This window comes from Nocardioides secundeburneus (genome assembly GCF_039939255.1).
Lineage (GTDB): Bacteria > Actinomycetota > Actinomycetes > Propionibacteriales > Nocardioidaceae > Nocardioides.
In genome coordinates, this window is record NZ_JBDUUE010000005.1 from 379,544 (window position 1) to 396,292 (window position 16,749).

At 72.4% G+C, this 16,749-nt stretch carries 14 protein-coding genes; 6 read left to right on the forward strand and 8 right to left on the reverse strand.

The genetic code is table 11. The features are described from left to right. Nucleotides 1-17: 17 nt before the first annotated feature. A complete protein-coding gene (locus ABFT23_RS15565) occupies nt 18-575 on the forward strand; it encodes a hypothetical protein (RefSeq protein ID WP_347896745.1) in 558 nt (185 codons plus the stop codon). An 83-nt stretch (nt 576-658) separates the two neighbouring features. After that, nucleotides 659-1,846 carry an ROK family transcriptional regulator gene (locus ABFT23_RS15570; protein WP_347896747.1) on the forward strand — a complete coding sequence of 396 codons (1,188 nt, stop codon included), beginning with the start codon at nt 659-661 and terminating at the stop codon, nt 1,844-1,846. A 67-nt stretch (nt 1,847-1,913) separates the two neighbouring features. Here the strand turns inward: ABFT23_RS15570 and ABFT23_RS15575 are convergent, their stop codons facing one another. The 4 genes from ABFT23_RS15575 to ffh all read right to left on the reverse strand — a co-directional run bounded on the left by ABFT23_RS15575 (nt 1,914) and on the right by ffh (nt 5,827). Then, entirely contained in the window at nt 1,914-3,008 is a 1,095-nt protein-coding gene (locus ABFT23_RS15575) for an amidohydrolase family protein (RefSeq protein ID WP_347896749.1), read from the reverse strand. Continuing rightward, a complete protein-coding gene (locus ABFT23_RS15580) occupies nt 3,005-3,811 on the reverse strand; it encodes a class I SAM-dependent methyltransferase (protein WP_347896751.1) in 807 nt (268 codons plus the stop codon). Before ABFT23_RS15580 ends, ABFT23_RS15575 begins: the two co-directional genes overlap by 4 nt. Nucleotides 3,812-3,887: 76 nt before the next feature. After that, nucleotides 3,888-4,259 carry an NYN domain-containing protein gene (locus ABFT23_RS15585; protein ID WP_347896753.1) on the reverse strand — a complete coding sequence of 124 codons (372 nt, stop codon included), beginning with the start codon at nt 4,257-4,259 and terminating at the stop codon, nt 3,888-3,890. Next, nucleotides 4,256-5,827, reverse strand: coding sequence for a signal recognition particle protein (gene ffh / locus ABFT23_RS15590; protein WP_347896755.1), 1,572 nt, complete (start codon nt 5,825-5,827; stop codon nt 4,256-4,258). Before ffh ends, ABFT23_RS15585 begins: the two co-directional genes overlap by 4 nt. 88 nt (nt 5,828-5,915) lie before the next feature. On the opposite strand from ffh, the gene ABFT23_RS15595 reads away from it, so the two are divergent. Then, nucleotides 5,916-6,206 carry a hypothetical protein gene (locus ABFT23_RS15595; RefSeq protein ID WP_347896757.1) on the forward strand — a complete coding sequence of 97 codons (291 nt, stop codon included), beginning with the start codon at nt 5,916-5,918 and terminating at the stop codon, nt 6,204-6,206. 7 nt (nt 6,207-6,213) lie between these two features. Here ABFT23_RS15595 and ABFT23_RS15600 read toward each other — a convergent pair whose 3' ends face one another. The 4 genes from ABFT23_RS15600 to ABFT23_RS15615 form a co-directional block, all read right to left on the reverse strand. Next, entirely contained in the window at nt 6,214-8,490 is a 2,277-nt protein-coding gene (locus ABFT23_RS15600) for a [protein-PII] uridylyltransferase (protein WP_457623584.1), read from the reverse strand. Next, nucleotides 8,487-8,825: a P-II family nitrogen regulator gene (locus tag ABFT23_RS15605; RefSeq protein ID WP_347896759.1), complete on the reverse strand. Its 339-nt coding sequence runs from the start codon at nt 8,823-8,825 to the stop codon at nt 8,487-8,489. The genes ABFT23_RS15600 and ABFT23_RS15605 overlap by 4 nt, the downstream gene beginning before the upstream one ends. 192 nt (nt 8,826-9,017) lie before the next feature. Then, on the reverse strand, nt 9,018-9,356 hold the full coding sequence (locus ABFT23_RS15610) for a P-II family nitrogen regulator (protein WP_347896761.1): 339 nt from the start codon (nt 9,354-9,356) through the stop codon (nt 9,018-9,020). Continuing rightward, entirely contained in the window at nt 9,353-10,681 is a 1,329-nt protein-coding gene (locus ABFT23_RS15615) for an ammonium transporter (RefSeq protein ID WP_347896763.1), read from the reverse strand. Before ABFT23_RS15615 ends, ABFT23_RS15610 begins: the two co-directional genes overlap by 4 nt. 359 nt (nt 10,682-11,040) lie before the next feature. Here ABFT23_RS15615 and ABFT23_RS15620 point away from each other — a divergent pair, with 359 nt between their 5' ends. Genes ABFT23_RS15620 through ABFT23_RS15630 form a run of 3 tightly spaced genes read left to right on the forward strand, consistent with a single transcriptional unit; the run spans nt 11,041 to nt 16,715 of the window. Next, on the forward strand, nt 11,041-11,664 hold the full coding sequence (locus tag ABFT23_RS15620; RefSeq protein ID WP_347896765.1) for a hypothetical protein: 624 nt from the start codon (nt 11,041-11,043) through the stop codon (nt 11,662-11,664). Further along, nucleotides 11,661-14,123 carry a rhamnan synthesis F family protein gene (locus tag ABFT23_RS15625; protein ID WP_347896767.1) on the forward strand — a complete coding sequence of 821 codons (2,463 nt, stop codon included), beginning with the start codon at nt 11,661-11,663 and terminating at the stop codon, nt 14,121-14,123. The genes ABFT23_RS15620 and ABFT23_RS15625 overlap by 4 nt, the downstream gene beginning before the upstream one ends. Then, nucleotides 14,124-16,715: a CDP-glycerol glycerophosphotransferase family protein gene (locus ABFT23_RS15630; RefSeq protein ID WP_347896769.1), complete on the forward strand. Its 2,592-nt coding sequence runs from the start codon at nt 14,124-14,126 to the stop codon at nt 16,713-16,715. It abuts the gene before it with no gap. Nucleotides 16,716-16,749: the final 34 nt, after the last annotated feature.

Sequence of the window (16,749 nt, forward strand, 5' to 3'; positions counted from 1 at the left end):
TCGGGCACCCTGGTCGCATGAGCTACCCGGCGTACGGCCCGCCCCCGCGCCGGAAGTACCGACCGCGGGCACGGTGGTTCGTCGTCGGCGGCGTCCTGCTGGTCCTCGCCGTGGTGGTGTTCGTCGCCGCCCTCGTCTGGGTGCTGCGCCCGCTCACGCAGGAGGACGCCGTGTTCGCCGCGGCCGACGGCCCGGTCACGCTCGACCTGCCGGCCGACGAGCGCCGCGGGATCTACCAGCGCGACGGCGAACCGGTGCGGTGCACGGCCGCCACGCCCGACGGCGCGACGATCGAGGTCAGCCGGGTCACCGCCGACGTCACGTACGACGAGTGGACGGCGGTCGAGCAGCTGACGACCGGTGACGGCGGCGTCGTCCTGACGTGCGAGTCCGACGTCGAGGGCGCCGAGGTGCGGGTGGCCGGCGTGCCGAGCACCGGAGGCATCGTGGCCGGCGTCGTGGTCGGGGTCGTCGGACCGTTGCTGCTCGGCGGTGCCGGCTTCGTCGTCCTGCTCGTCACCACGATCCTGTGGGCGACCCGGCCGGCGCGTCCGCGCGGCGGGCCGGCCCGGTAGCGGGGAGGCGTGGTTCGTCCGGGCTCCTGACCGACCACCGCGCGGTCCTTCCGCTTTCCTCCCGAGCATGGACTAATGACCCCGTGACGTCCCTGGGCCGGTTGCGCGCCGCCAACCGGCGCACGCTCACGACCGCGCTCGCGGAGGGCCCGATGAGCCGGGCCGACCTGGCCCGCGCCACCGGTCTGTCGCGCACCACGGTCTCGAGCCTGGTCGGCGACCTCCTCGAGGCCGGGCTGGTCTGCGAGACCAGCGACCGCGGCCGACCGCACAAGGGCGGGGGCGGCCGGCCGTCGGTGCTGCTGACGCTGAGCGCACCGAGCGGGCACGTCGCCGGCGTCGACATCGGCCACGGCCACCTCCGGGTCGCCGTCGCCGACCGCACCGGCACCGTGGTGCACGAGGACGTCGCCGTGCTCGACGTCGACACCCGCGGCACCCGGGTCTTCGCCGTCGCCGCCGGCATGCTCGCCGAGGCGACGACGGCCGCCGGGGCCGAGAGCGTCGGCGCCGTCGGCATGTGCGTGCCGGCGCCGCTCGACCGCACGTCGACGCGGGTGAGCAACCGGATCATGCCGGGCTGGCAGGGGCTCGACCCCGGCAGCCAGCTCGAGCGGCACCTGCGCGGCACCCACGGCATCACGGCCCCGGTGCTCGCCGACAACGACGCCAACCTCGGCGCGCTGGCCGAGCTCGGCCACGGCGCCGCCCGCGACCTGCCGCCCGCCACCACCGACATGGTCTACGTGAAGCTGGCGAGCGGCCTCGGTGCCGGCATCGTGCTCGGCGGCCGCCTGCACCGCGGCAGCACCGGCAACGCCGGCGAGATCGGCCACGTGCAGGTCGGCGAGGACGGTCCCGTGTGCCGCTGCGGCAACCGCGGCTGCCTCGAGACCCTGGTCGCCGCGCCGCGCCTGGTCGACCTGCTCCGCCCGGCCTACGACGCCGACCTCGACATCGCCGGGGTGCTCGCCCTCGACGCCGCGGGTGACGCCGGCGTGCGGCGTGTGCTGAGCGACGCCGGTCGCGTCGTCGGCCGCGCCCTGGCCGACCTGGCCACCAGCCTCAACCCGGCGCTCGTCGTCCTCGGCGGCTCGCTGGGCCGGGCGTCGTCCATCGTCGAGGCGGTGCGCGGCTCGATCGACCGCTACGCCCAGCCCGAGGTGGCCGCCGCCGTCCGCGTGGTGCCTGGTGAGCTCGGCGACCGGGCCGAGGTCATGGGTGCGGTCGGGCTCGCCCTCGCCCGCGTCGCCCAGGCCCCGCCCGGATAGTTCGACACCTGGTCGACCTCTGCCGAGCGCGAGAGGTAGACCGAGTGTCGAACTATTCGCGGAGGGCTCAGACGCGGGTGGCGACGACCCGGCCCCGCAGGACGACGCAGGCGGGCCGGGCGAGGGTGGACAGGTCGGCGCGCGGGTCGGCGTCGAGGACGACGAAGTCGGCCGGTGCGCCCTCGCTGAGCAACGGCTCGAAGCCGAGCCAACCGCGGCCGCGCCACGACGCCGCCGCGACGACGTCGGCCGCCGGCAGGCCCATCTCGACCATGGCCGCGACCTCCTCGGCGAGGTAGCCGTGGCGGCCGGTGCCACCGCCGTCGCTGCCGACGTAGAGCGCGACACCGGCCTCGTGGGCGGCGAGCAGCGTGGCACGGCGGCGGGCGTGGAGGGTCTCCATGGTGGTGGCGTAGGCCGGGAACTTCTCGCGCCCGGCGTCGGCGAAGCCGGGGAACTTGTCGGTCTGCAGCACCGTGGGCACCAGCGCCACACCGGCCGCGGCCATCTGGTCGAGGTGTCGCTCCTGCAGGCCGGTGCCGTGCTCGATGCAGTCGATGCCGGCGGCGAGCAGCCCGTCGAGCACGTCGACCCCGAAGCAGTGGGCGGTGACCTTCGCGCCCTCGGCGTGGGCGGCGTCGATCGCGGCCGCGAAGGCCTCGGGCGGGAACGACGGGGCGAGGTCGCCGTCGTCGCGCGAGATCCAGTCGCCGACCAGCTTGACCCACCCGTCGCCGGCCCGGGCCTGGGTGGCGACGGCCTCGGCCAGGCCGTCGGGCTCGACCTCGTCGGCGTAGTGGCGGATGTAGCGGCGCGTGCGGGCGACGTGGCGCCCGGCCCGGACCAGCCGGGGCAGGTCGTCGCGCTGCTGCACCCAGCGGGTGTCGGCGGGCGAGCCGCAGTCGCGCAGCAGCAGGACGCCGGTGTCACGGTCGGCGACCGCCTGGCGCTCGGTCTCGTCGTCGTCGACGGCGCCGCCGTCCTCGAGCCCGAGGTGGTTGTGCGCGTCGACGAGGCCGGGCAGCAGCCAGCCGCTCGCGACGGTGTCGGCGCCGGCCTGCGGCTCGTAGGTGACGTGCCCGTCGACGACGTAGAGGTCGCGGGTCTCCTCGCCGGGCAGGACGACGCCGCGGAAGCGCTGGGGCGCCGGGACGTCGGTCATGACCGGGCCGGGCCGCCGACGGCGTAGGGGACGTTGTAGCGCTCGAGTCCGGTGTCGAACGCCTCGAGCACCTGCGGCGAGTAGTGCTCGCGCAGCACCCGACGGGTCTTCTTGCGGATCCAGCCGGGCATGGGCGTCCGCATCGTCCAGGGCAGGAGCAGCCCGTCGACGGCGATGCGCTCGATCTGCTCGCGGGAGATCTCGGACAGGTCGAGGGCGAAGATGTTGCCGCCGCGGGCCTCGGACCGGATCCGGGCGGTGTCGGGGAACTGGTCGAAGACGTACTTCGGACCGATGCCGAAGGGCACGGCCTGGTCCTTGTAGAGCCGCAGGTCGTGGTGGATGACGATCTTGGCCCCGGTGAGCGCGGGCCAGATGCACAGCGTGTCGAGCAGTGGGTAGGGCTGCTGGTGGTTGGCGTCGATGAACGCCATGTCGTAGTCGCGGCCGAGGGCGACGACGTCGGCCGCCACCGTGAACGGCAGCTTCTCGATGGTCACCGGGCCGTCGGGGTAGATCGACTCGATCAGGTAGCCGTTCTCCTTCGTGTGGTCGCCGAAGAACGTGTTGTCGTAGTCGACCGTGGTGAGGTGCCGGGCGCCGTGCTCACCCAGGACGTGGGCGAGGACCCCGGCCGACAGGCCGGAGGCCATGCCGATCTCGAGGAACTGCTGCGGCCGGTGGCGCTCGACGAGGCCCTGGACCCACATCACCTCGTCGACCGCGATGGCCCCGAGCCCGGCCCCCGGGCTCGCGTTGGCCTGGTGCCGTTCGTAGATCGCCACGACGTCGTCTCGCCTCATCGCGAGGCACTATGGCACACCTCGACGACCGGCCCTCCCGACGGGCGGCCCGGCGCCCAGGCGGACGCCGACCAGGTCAGTCGAGCTCGCCCAGCAGCCAGGTGGGGCTCATGATCATCGCCCCGTGGTGCTCCACGCGGCCCATGAGGATGCGGTCGGCGGTGACGACACTGACCCGGTGCCCCTGGCCGGCGGCCTTCTCGGTCTCGGCCACGATCGTGTCGTCGCCGTTGCCCGTCGCGTGCACCGTACGCACGTGTGCGTCGCGCCCGGGTCGGACGCCGCCCTTGGCGGCTCCCTCGAGCACCAGGACGACGACGTCGTGCGGGATCGCGGCCACCATGAGGCTCTCGTGCAGGCGCCGGGCCGCGCCGGCGCGATCCTTCCACCAGCCGTCGGGACGTGCGCCGACGACGTTGGCGCCGTCGACGACGAGAACGGTGCTCACTTGAGGAACTTGGAGAAGTCCTTCGGCAGCTCGAGGTTGGCCGCCGCGGCCTCGTAGTCGACGTCCTGACCGCCACCGAACGGGTTGGCCGCCGCGGCCGCCGCCCGCTCCTGGGCGGCCTTGGCCTCCTGGGCCGCCTTGGCCGGGTTGCCCGAGCGCTGCCGCCCCTTGGCCTTCTTCGGCTGCTGCTTGCCCTTGCCGCGCTTGCCACCACCGGCCCCCATCGGCATGCCGGGCATGCCCGGCATGCCGGGCATGCCGCCGCCCTTGGCGAGCTGCATCATCATCTTGCGCGCCTCGAAGAAGCGGTCGACGAGCTGGTTGACGTCGGAGACCTGACGACCCGAGCCCTTGGCGATGCGGGCCCGGCGCGAGCCGTCGATCATCTTGGGGTTGTCACGCTCGGCCGGCGTCATCGAGTGGATGATGCCCTGGATGCGGTCGATCTCGCGGTCGTCGAAGTTCTCGAGCTGGTCGCGCATCTGACCCATGCCGGGCAGCATGCCGAGGATCTTCGACATCGAGCCGAGCTTGCGCACCTGCTGCATCTGCGACAGGAAGTCGTCGAGGGTGAACTCGCCGCCCTGGCCGCTCAGCTTGGCGGCGGCCTTCATGGCCTCTTCCTGGTCGAACGCCTTCTCGGCCTGCTCGATCAGGGTGAGCATGTCGCCCATGTCGAGGATGCGCGAGGCCATGCGGTCGGGGTGGAAGAGGTCGAAGTCGGTCATCTTCTCGCCGGCGGAGGCGAACATGACCGGGCGACCGGTGACCTGACGGATCGAGAGCGCGGCACCACCACGCGCGTCGCCGTCGAGCTTGGTGAGGACGACGCCGTCGTAGCCGACGCCGTCGAGGAACGCCTGGGCGGTGACGACGGCGTCCTGGCCGATCATCGCGTCGACGACGAACAGCACCTCGTCGGGCGAGACGGCGTCGCGGATGTCGGAGGCCTGCTGCATGAGCTCGGCGTCGACGCCGAGGCGGCCGGCGGTGTCGACGATGACGACGTCGTGCAGCTTGCGCTTGGCGTCCTCGATCGCCTCGCGGGCGACCGCGACCGGGTCGCCGACGCCGTTGCCGGGCTGCGGGGCGAACACGGGGACGCCGACCCGCTCGCCGTTGACCTGCAGCTGGTTGACGGCGTTGGGGCGCTGGAGGTCGCAGGCCACCAGCACCGGCGACTTGCCCTGCTCCTTGAGCCACAGCGCGAGCTTGGCGGCGAGGGTGGTCTTGCCGGCGCCCTGGAGGCCGGCGAGCATGATGACGGTGGGGCCGGACTTGGCGAACCGGAGCCGGCGGGTCTCGCCGCCGAGGATCTCGACGAGCTCCTCGTGGACGATCTTGATGATCTGCTGCGCCGGGTTGAGCGCGCCGCTGACCTCCTCGCCGCGGGCCCGCTCCTTGACCGCGGCCACGAACGCCTTGACCACCGGCAGGGCGACGTCGGCCTCGAGCAGCGCGATGCGGATCTCGCGCGCGGTGGCGTCGATGTCGGCCTCGGAGAGCCGACCCTTGCCCCGCAGGTTCTTGAAGGTGTCGGCGAGGCGGTCGGAGAGGGTGGCGAACACAGGGGTCCCGTCGGTCGGTTCAGGTCGTGCCTCACGTCATGGAGGTGATCAGGGCCCAGCCTAACGGCGCAGGGGCTACCGTGGAGGGGTGGTCGTCCTCTACACCGTCGCAGGTCTCGTCGTCCTCACGGCGCTCGCCGTCTGGTTCGGCAACCACAGCCTGCGCAACCAGCAGGGCGGCACGTCGTCCGGCGGCAACGCGCTCGGCGGCTTCGACGTCTTCGACCCCGGCCGCGCGCGCATGCAGGAGGACCTCGACTCCAAGGAGACCGAGGGCGAGATGTTCGCCGCGCCCGACGACGACGAGCAGAAGGTGCGGGTCGACCTCAAGGCCGGCACCATCCGCATCCGCAAGGACGTCCCTCCGACCGAGGGCTGAGCCCGGCTCAGCCGTCGGTGAGCGCCGCCCGGACGGCGTGCGCGGCCGCGGCGGCGCGCACCTCCGACAGGGCGCCGGCGGAGTCCTCCTGCAGGTAGAACACGTCGACGGCCTGCGGGCCGAGCGTGTCGACGTGCGCCGAGCGCACGGCGACGCCGAGCACGGCCAGGGCGCGGCAGACGAGGTAGACGACGCCCGGCCGGTCGGCGGCGCGCACCTCGAGCACCGTGGCCTGCTCGCTCGCCTCGGGGCGGACGGCGACGGTGGGCGCGAGGTCGCCGGCACCGGTGGCGGCCCCGGCGAAGCGGGTGCCGGGGTCGAGGCGGCCGCCGACGATGGCGTCGTACTTGGTGCGCAGGATGGCGGGGTCGACCTCGTCGGAGGCGACCTCCCACACCGACACACCGACCACGCCGGGGCCCTCGGGATCGACGTCGAGCGGCTCGCCCTGCGCCCACACGCGGGCCGCGCGCACCGGCAGCCGCTGCAGGGCGAACATGGCGGCGAGGTCGGCGAGCAGGCCGACCCGGTCGAGGGCGATGGCGGTGATCCGGCTGCCGCCGTCGAGGCGCTCGACCTCGAGGTGCACCGAGGCCGGGGTCAGGCCCGGCGGCACGGGGATCTCGTCGGTGGTGATCGGCGGCAGCGCGACGCCGGTGTCGAGCGCGGCGTGGGCGCGGCGGGCGAGGTCGACGACGAGCCCGGCGCGCCACGACGTCCAGGCCTTCGGCGAGGTGGCCTTGGCGTCGGCCTCGGTGAGGGCCGAGAGCAGCGAGAGCGCCTCGGTGGTCGGCACGCGGGAGGTGATCAGCTCGACCGTGGCGGGGTCGTCGGGGTCGCGCGTGGTGGCGGTCTCGGCGAGCAGCAGGTGCCAGCGCACGAGGAGCGCGACCAGCCCGACCTCGTCGGCGTCGAAGCCGATGCGGGTGGCGACCTCGCGCGCGATCGGCTCGCCCGCGACGGAGTGCTCGGTGAGCCCGCCCTTGCCGACGTCGTGCAGCAGTGCGGCGACCATGAGCACGTCGGGCCGGGCGACCGCGCGGATGAGCGCCGAGGCCTCGATGCAGGTCTCCACGACGTGCCGGTCGACGGTGAAGCGGTGGATGACCGAGGCGTGCGGCAGCATCCGCACCCGTTCCCACTCGGGCAGCAGCCGGGTGAGGGCGCCGGTCTCCTCGAGCGTCTCCCAGACCTCGAGCAGGCCGCGGCCCGAGGCGAGCAGCCGCACCAGCAGCCGGCGCGCCTCCTCGGGCCACGGGTCGGGCATGGGGGCGCCGTCGCGGGCGAGCCGCGCCGCGGTCGGCGGGGCCAGGACGACGCCGTGCTCGGCGGCCGCGGTGGCCGCGCGCAGCAGCAGCAGCGGGTCGTGCGAGGGGTCGGCGGACCGGTCGAGCACCACCTCGCCCTTCGACAGGGCGACGCCGGGCGCCAACGGCTCGAGCACCGGCCGACGCGCGGTGCGCGGCGAGGTGGCCGTCGACAGGACGCCGTCGACGCGGCGCCAGGCGAGGCGGCTGAGGTGGGTGATGCGGCGTCCGGCCTCGCGCACGAGGACCTGGGCCGAGCGGCCCTCGGGCCCGGCCGCCGGCAGGTCGAGCGCGGCGGCGATGTCGGGCCACATCTCGGGCGCGATGCGGTCGGTGGGCCGCCCGGCCAGCTCGTGGACGACGTCGCGCACGTCGAGCAGCACCTGGCGGCTGCGCTCGAGCTCGGTGTGGGGCACGTCGACCAGCCAGGTGGCGACCAGGCCGCGGAGCGTGGTCGCGTCGCGCAGCCCGCCCTCGGCCTCCTTGACGTCGGGCACCGACAGGTGCGCGAGCTCGCCCATGAGCCGGTGCCGGCTCTCGACCGCCTCGCGGATCTCCGGCAGTCGCGTGCGCGCGCCACGGCGCCACTCGGCGAGCACGGTCGTGCGCAGCCGCAGCGTCAGGTTGGGGTCTCCGGCGACGTGGCGGACGTCGAGCAGGCCGGAGGCGACCCGGTGGTCGGCGTCGGCGGCGGTGATCATCTCCGGCAGGGAGCGCACGGAGTGGTCGAGGCGGGCCCCGGAGTCCCACAGCGGGTACCAGACCAGCTCGGCGAGCTCGCCGAGGTCGACGCCCTCGTCGTGCACGAGCACGACGTCGAGGTCGGAGTGCGGCGCCAGCTCACCACGCCCGTAGCCGCCGACGGCGACCATGGCGACGCCGCTCTCGGGCCCACCGCACTTCTCGAAGGCCGACGAGCACAGCTCGTCGGCCTCCGTGGTGCGGCGGGCACGGTCGTCGGGGCTCAGCGGGGTCAGAGCGCCTCGGCGTCGCGGTCGCCGGTGCGCACCCGCAGCACCGAGTCGAGCGGCGAGACCCAGATCTTGCCGTCACCGATGCGACCGGTTCGGGCCGCGACCTCGACGGCCTCGACGATCGCGGCGACGTCGGCGTCGTCGACGGCCACCTCGAGGCGGATCTTCGGCACCAGCGCGATGTCGTACTCGGCGCCGCGGTAGACCTCCGTGTGGCCCTTCTGCCGGCCGTAGCCCGACACCTCGCTCACGGTCATGCCGGTGACGCCGACGGCCTCGAGGGCCTGGCGGACGTCTTCCCACTTGTGCGGCTTGATCACCGCGGTCACGAGCTTCATGGTTTCCCTCCAGATGGGATGGGTGCGGGCCGTCTGCACGACGCCGTGCGACCCGCGGCAGTGGCCATCCTGCCGGACCCGGCTCCCCGACGTCCGACGCCACACGTGACGGGTCGCGGATCATCGCCGGGGACGGCAGAGCCCCCGCGCGCCGAGTCGCGCGGGGGCTCGTGCCGGACGTCGTTCAGCCGGTCAGAGCGCGGCCTCGTCCTTGTCTCCGGTGCGGACGCGGACGACGGTGTCGACCGGGCTGACCCAGACCTTGCCGTCGCCGATGCGGCCGGTCTGCGCCGTCTTGACGATGATGCCGACGATGTCCTCGGTGTCGCCGTCGTCGACGACGATCTCGATGCGGATCTTCGGCACGAGGGCGATGTCGTACTCCGCGCCCCGGTAGACCTCCGTGTGGCCCTTCTGCCGGCCGTAGCCGGAGACCTCGCTGACAGTCATGCCGGTGACGCCGAAGGTCTCGAGGGCCTCGCGCACGTCCTCCCACTTGTGCGGCTTGATCACCGCGGTGACGAGCTTCATGCCTCTGCTCCTTCGGTCGACTTGGTCAGCGGGCCCGGCGCCGCGGTGGTGCCGGCCGTCAGGCTGGACTTCACGCCGCCGCCCACACCGGTGTGCAGGTCGTAGGCCGACTCACCGTGCTCAGCGAGGTCGATGCCGCCCACCTCGGACTCCTCGTCGAGGCGCAGGCCGATGGTGAACTTGATGGCCAGGCCGATGATCGTGGTGAGCACGCCGACGTAGACGATCGCGACCAGCACACCGAGGACCTGGTCGACCAGCGAGTCGACGCCGCCGCCGTAGAAGAGGCCGTCGATGCCGCCCGCACCGTCGGCGGTCGAGAAGAGACCGATCAGCACGGTGCCGATGATGCCGCCGACGAGGTGCACGCCGACGACGTCGAGCGAGTCGTCGTAGCCGAGCTTGAACTTCAGTCCGACCGCCCAGGCGCAGACCGCGCCGGCGATCGCGCCGATGGCGACGGCGCCCTCGATGTCGACCGCACCCGCGGCCGGGGTGATCGCGACGAGACCCGCGACGATGCCCGACGCGGCGCCGAGCGAGGTGGCCTTGCCGTGCAGGACCTTCTCGATGAGCAGCCAGCCGAGGATGGCGGCCATCGTGGCGAGGGTGGTGTTGGCGAAGGTGCGACCGGTCTCGGAGAAGAACTGCAGCAGGTTCTCCTCGTCGGTCTCGCCGGTGAAGACGATCGAGCCGACGTTGAAGCCGTACCAGCCGAACCAGAGCAGACCGGCACCGAGCATGGTGAGCGTCAGGTTGTGCGGGCGCATCTTGTCCTTCGGCCACCCGACGCGCTTGCCGAGCAGGACGACGAGCACAAGCGCTGCGACACCGGCGTTGATGTGGACGGCGGTACCGCCGGCGTAGTCCTGGGCGCCGATGCGACCGCAGATGAGCGAGTCGTCGGTGCAGCTGAAGACCATGTGAGCCATCGGGAAGTAGACGATGACCGCCCAAAGCGGGACGAAGAGCAGCCACGCCGAGAACTTCAGCCGGTCGGCGACCGCGCCGCTGATGAGCGCGGCGGTGATGACGGCGAAGGTCATCTGGAACATCACGCCGATGTAGCTGTCCGTGGTGACGCCGTCGAGCCAGAACAGCTCGAAGGGGTTGGCGAAGAACGTGCCGTCGCCGCCGAAGCCCATCGACCAGCCGACGCCGACGTAGACGATGCCGACGATCGCCGCGGCGACGTAGGACATCATCATCATGTTGAGCACGGACTTCGACCGCGTCATGCCGCCGTAGAAGAGCGCCAGCGCGGGCACGGTCATCATCATGACCAGCGCCGTCGCGACCAGCATGAAGGCGTAATAGCCGTCCACAGAACCTCCATGGAACCTTGATCTCGGGAGGACGGGAACGCGCGACCTCGCTGTCGTCTGGTCTCCCGTCCGAATTGCAGGGAACTCTCGCGGCCGGGTATTTCACCGTCGTCGGCCGCACGTTTCGGCCAGGAAACGTCTCGCGCCCCCATGTTTCGCGCAGGTAACGAGGCGGCGCCGGCGCCCGGCTCCCGCGCGATCGACGCGGGCGGAGGGCGGGCCCGGACCCCGCAGCGGCGGCCACGGTCACGGCGTCAGGTCGAGGACGTCGAGAGCTGCGCCGAGTTGACCGAACCAGGCGAGGATCAGCGTGCTAGCGTCAGCCGCCGACGAGGACGAGAACTAGACACGGAAGGCAGGTGAACCGAGTCGTGGGTCCCGACTCCGACCTCGCCGCCGAGGTGTCCTCGCTGTCGCGCTCGCTCGACCAGGCCCGGGCCGAGCTCGCCGCGCTGCGCGCCGAGCAGGAAGTCCGTGAGGAGCTCCTGGCTCCCCTCGAGATGGCCCAGCGTCAGCTGCACACCGTGACCGAGACCCTCGACCGTCACCTCTCGCAGCTCGAGCGCGAGCGCAGCCAGGCCGAGCACACGGCGGCCGTCGCACTCGTCGAGCACGACCGGTTCGCGCGCTGGCGCAGCCGACTGCCGCAACGGATCCGCGGCCACGCCGGAGCACCCGCCGTCACGCGTCGAGGGCCGGGTGGCGGCCTCGAGGGGCCGCCCACGCCCGAGGAGTCCGCCGACCTCGACCGGTTGCGCAGCTCGCCCCTCTTCGACGGCGCCTGGTACCTCCAGCGATACCCGCGAGTCATCCGCACCGGGCTCAGCCCCGCTCTCCACTACCTGCGGCGGGGAGCGGCGCAGCGCAAGGACCCCGGGCCCCACTTCGACGCGGCGGCCTACCACCAGGCCAACCCGGACCTGCCCGACACCGTCAACGCTCTGCTGCACTACCTCGACCACGTGCCGGGCGTCGCCACGTGACCGACGATCCCGCGGCGCGCGCCCAGGACGTCCTGATCGACCTCAGCACGAGACCACCGACGCAGCGCGTCCGAGCCGAGGCGGCGATCGTCTCCCGGCTCGTCGACGACGCCTACTACACCCTGGTCAACGCCGCATCCATGACCGGCGACGAGACACCGGCCGAGCACTTCTGCCGCACCGGTTGGTCGATGCTCCGCAAGCCGAACCCCGACTTCGACACCTGGTGGTACTGGGCGAACCACCTCGACCCCGCGGTCGACGACGTCAACCCCCTCGTCCACTACGCCCTGCTCGGTCGCGACCTCGGGCTCTCGACGCGCCCCGACGGCACCGGCTCGCTCGCCTCCGGCGTCCGTCCGGGCACCCCCGTCCGCCGGGCGGTGCTCTTCGCGGGCTACGACGCCGAGTGCGTCGTCGACGAGGCCGCACTGCTGCTGATCGAGGAGCTTGCGCGACACGCCGACGTCTACTACCTGTGCGACGGCTACCTGCCGCCCGACGAGCTCGACAAGCTGGCGCCGTTCACGCGTGGCGCGTGGGCCGTGCGCCACGGCGGCTACGACTTCGGGTCCTACTCGCTGCTGGCCCGCGAGCTGGTCGGCTGGCACCGGCTCGAGGACTACGACGAGGTCCTGCTCGTCAACGACAGCTGCTTCCTGGTGCGCCCCCTCGACGAGGTCTTCGCCACCATGCACGACCGTGCCTGCGACTGGTGGGGGCTCCAGGCCACGAAGGGCCTGTTCAGCACGCGCGACAACCCGGCCAACGCGTTCACCGAGCCGATCCCGATCGACTCCGTCCGCTCCGCCTGGCTCGCCCGCTACGAGGACGACCCGGTCTACGACTTCCACCTCGGCTCCTACTTCCTCGCCTTCCGTCGCCCCGTCCTCGACGACCCCGTGTTCCGGCGACTGCTCGACTCGGTGCACCGGCAGCCCAACAAGCTGCTGGTGATCCTCAAATACGAGATCGGCCTCACCCACCTCCTCGTCGGGCGCGGCCATTCCTTCGACACCTTCGTGCCGCACCTCCACCCGTTCCACCCGCTGTTCACCGAGACGCACTTCCGGCTGATCGACGAGGGCTTCCCGCTCCTGAAGCGCTACCTCATCTCACAGAACCACTACGACATCCCGGGGTTGGCGTCGTGGCCGGAGCGCCTCCGCGCGGCCGTTCCCGACGCACCCGTCGATGTCTTCGAGCGCACGCTGCGCCGCACCGCCCCCGACGACCGGATGCAGCGCAGCCTGGCCGTCGTCGAGACGGCCTCCGGGGCGGTCGAGGCGCCCTCTGTCGTGCACGGCAAGGCCTACCGACGCCTCAACGACCGCACCGCCAAGCGGCCCGACGTGTGGTCCTTCGCCGTCGACCCGGTGACCCACCGTCTCCCCGAGGGCAGCCGAGCGGTGTACGAGTCCGTCGCGGACGATCCCGCCATCACCAAGGTCGTGCTCACCCGCTCCCGCCACATCGAGCTGCCGGGCAGGTCGGTCGTGGTCGAGCCGGTGCTGAGCCCCGGCGGACGCGAGCAGCTGATGCGCTCGGGGCTCGTCGTCCTCGGGCCGGCGGGCCCCGACTCGCTGCAGTCGCCCCCACTCGTCCAGAGCCAGACCGTGGTCTCGGCTCGCGCCGGATACACGATCCGACCCAGCGAGCGCACCCGGCCCGAGAAGCTCACGCGCCAGTCGCTCAACGGCCCGCTGGAGCTCGTGCACGACGAGCGGCCCGCGCTCGTCAGCGCTCTCCTCGTCGCCTCCGACCTCGACCGGCTCCTCGCCCTCGCGGTCGAGTGGCAGTCCCAGTTCAGCCAGACCTGGATGACGGGGTTGCCCTTCCACGACCTCCTCCTGCGGCCCGATGACGAGCTGCCTGCCGACTACCGCGCCCAGCTCGACCGCCTCACCCGCGAGCTCGACGGCCGCCGCCTGGTCCTCCTCGCGCCCGACGCGCCGCTGCCGTCGCCGGTCTCGCCCTACGTCTTCGACCCGGCCCAGCGCGAGCACCTGCAGGCCTGGGCCCGGAGCAACGACGTCGTCCTCGGCGTGCGCGAGGACGTCCGCGACCTGCGGCGCCCCTACTGGGCCCAGCTGGGCGACGTGGCCATCGACCTCTCTCCCCTGCGCTACCCGTCCCAGGCCGTCGTGCTCCGGGCCGCCGCCGCGGTCGTCACCGACTGGTCGGCCTCCGCGCTCGACTTCGCCATGACCGGACGGCCGGTGCTGGGCTTCGCCCACGACGAGGTCGGCGACCAGCTCCTGCTCGACCTCGACCACACCCTTCCCGGCCCGGTCGCACACGACTTCGACGAGCTCGTCGCGGCGCTCGACGAGCTGTTCACCGCTCCCGTGCGCCCCGAGCACGCACTGGCCCGCAGGCTGCTCCTCGGCCCGGCCGACGGGCGCAGCACCGAACGGGCGCTCGACCGCATCCGCCCGCTCCTGCCGGAGGTGATCTGAGTGGTCGACGACCTCCTTCCCGGTTGGACGGCGCTGGTCCAGGCCTGGGACGTCGCCCGCGCCGACGACCCCGCCCGGGCCGACGGCCTGCTGCGCGCGGCTCTGCGTGAGGGGCTCGACGCCTACGTGGCGTCGTCCGATGACGAGCCCGTCGAGCCCGTCGAGCCCGACGGGGAGGTCGCGCTCCAGTGCGCCACGGCCGTCGTCGGTCTCTCGGGCCTCTTCGACGAGGTCGGCTACCGGTCAGCCACGACGGATCCACGCGTCGTCGCCGGCACGATGAGTGGCGCCGAGCACTTCTGCGGCCACGGGTGGACGTGGTTGCGCAACCCTCGTGGAGACTTCGACGTCTGGTGGTACTGGCAGCAGCACCTGGACCCCCGCTCGACAGCGCTCAACCCGTTCCTCCACTACCTGCTCGCCGGCGTCCACCAGGGTCTTGCCACCCGGCCGAGCCCCGAGCCGCCTCGCCCCGACCCGCCGGCCACCGACCCCACCTCGGTCCGTCGCGCCTGCCTGTTCGCCGCCTACGACGCCGACGGACTCGTCGACGAGCAGCTCGTCTCCTACCTGACCGAGCTGGCCCGTCATGCCGACGTCTACGTCGTGATGGCCGGCCTGGTGAGCGACGCCGAGCTCGCCAAGCTCACCGGCGTGGTCGCGGCCGCCTGGGCCGTGCCCCACGGTGGGCACGACTACCGCTCCTACGCCATCGCCGCCGACCTCGTCGGATGGGACGTCCTCGTCGAGCAGTACGACGAGCTGGTGCTGGCCAACGACAGCACCTACCTGCTCCGCCCACTCGACGACGTCCTCGTGCAGATGGACGCCACGCCCGCCGACTGGTGGAGCCTGCACACGGCTCGGCGCACGATCGACCAGCACCCGTGGCACGACCCCCGCACCGGACCTCGGCGCCCCCTCCACCGCGACGCGGTGCCGCCGGGCGACTGGGGCACGGCCGACCACTCCTTCCTCAGCGGCTACTTCCTCGTCCTGCGCCGGCGCGTGCTCGACGACCCGGTGCTGCGGACCTTCCTGGGCGCCGTCACCGACCAGGTCCAGCCGACCCTGTCCGACGTGAAGTACGACGTCGGCCTCAGCGACGCGCTCCGGTCGGCGGGATTCGTCGAGGCGACCTACGTCGCCGACCGGCTCGACGACGTCTGCGACCCGCTCTACACCGAGACCGGCTTCGAGCTGCTCCGGCAGGGGTTCCCGCTCCTCAAGCGCAACGTGCTGGCGAAGAACCCGTACCGGGTGCCCGACCTCGCGCGCTGGAAGGAACGCCTTCGAGACGTGGTGCCCGGCGCGCCCGTCGAGTCCATCGAACGCCACCTCGTGCGCGTGGCCCCCAACGACCTGCTGCAGCGCAGCCTCGGCTACCGCACCACCGCCGACGGGACCATCGACTACCGCCTGCCCATGACGGGCGCACAGTTCCGGATCCAGGACCTCGAGACGCCGGTGTTCGACCACTGGTGGTCGTTCCCCGTGTGCGCCTACGACCACTCCTTCGCCGGCAACGAGCTCGCGGTCTTCGACGAGGTGCGCGACGACCCGTCGGTCAAGAAGATCGTGCTCACCCGATCGCGCCGGGTCGAGGTCACCGGCGAGAACGTGGTCGTCGTCCCGCTCGGCAGCCCGGAAGGTCAGTACCACCTGCTGCGCTCGGGGCACGTCTTCGTCAAGCACGGTCCGCAGACCAACGTGCCGTGGCAGCTCGCCCCGACCCTGCACAACTTCGTGAACCTGTGGCACGGCATCCCGCTCAAGCGGTTCAACCTGGCCTCGGTCGGCCTGAGTGCACCGGCTCGTGTGGCCGCCATCCGCAACCACGGCTCCTCGCGCGTCGTCGTCACGTCCAGCCGGATCGACACCCTGGCCATGAACGCCGCCTTCTTCCCGGTGCCCGCGACCGCGATGTGGCCCACCGGACTGCCTCGCAACGACTACATCGTGTGCGACGAGTCGCGCCTGCCCGTTGCGCTGCGCGCCTCGCTCGACCGGCTGCGCGACGAGGCCGACGGCCGCCGTGTCGTGATGTTCCTGCCGACCTTCAAGGACGACCAGGCAGACGCCTACTACGACTTCTCGCCCGACGAAGTGGCCCGGCTCGGTGACTGGCTCGCCGCCAACGACGCCGTCCTGGCCGTGCGCGAGCACATGGCCGACCGGGCCCACACCTACTCGCGGATGCTGGCCCCGCTGCGGCCGATCAACCTCTCGTCACGGCGCTACCCCCACCTGGAGGTCCTCTACCGGGCGACCGACGTGCTCGTCTCCGACTACTCCAGCTGCCTGGTCGACTTCCTGCTGACCGGACGACCGGTGATCAGCTTCGCCTACGACCACGACCGGTACTCCCAGACCGAGCGCGGCCTGTTCTACGACCTCGAGACCGTGCTGCCGGGACCCCTGTGCCGCACCTTCGACGAGCTCGTCGTCGCCCTCCAGCAGACCACCGTGCCGCTCGACGACGAGCAGCGTGCCGTCTACGAGTGGAAGAGGCGCATCTTCTTCGACCACCTCGACGACGGCTCAGCGCGCCGGGTCGTGGAACGGGTCAAGTCCGACCTCTACAGGACATGATGCGCTGATGCCTCTCCGTCCGATCCAGTCGATC

What these genes read in the sequence shown, in the direction of transcription:
- ABFT23_RS15580 (WP_347896751.1), bottom strand. Translation starts at nt 3,811, where the DNA reads ATGAGGCGAGACGACGTCGTGGCGATCTACGAACGGCACCAGGCCAAC.
- ABFT23_RS15575 (WP_347896749.1), bottom strand. Translation starts at nt 3,008, where the DNA reads ATGACCGACGTCCCGGCGCCCCAGCGCTTCCGCGGCGTCGTCCTGCCC.
- ABFT23_RS15565 (WP_347896745.1), top strand. Translation starts at nt 18, where the DNA reads ATGAGCTACCCGGCGTACGGCCCGCCCCCGCGCCGGAAGTACCGACCG.
- ABFT23_RS15605 (WP_347896759.1), bottom strand. Translation starts at nt 8,825, where the DNA reads ATGAAGCTCGTGACCGCGGTGATCAAGCCGCACAAGTGGGAAGACGTC.
- ABFT23_RS15610 (WP_347896761.1), bottom strand. Translation starts at nt 9,356, where the DNA reads ATGAAGCTCGTCACCGCGGTGATCAAGCCGCACAAGTGGGAGGACGTG.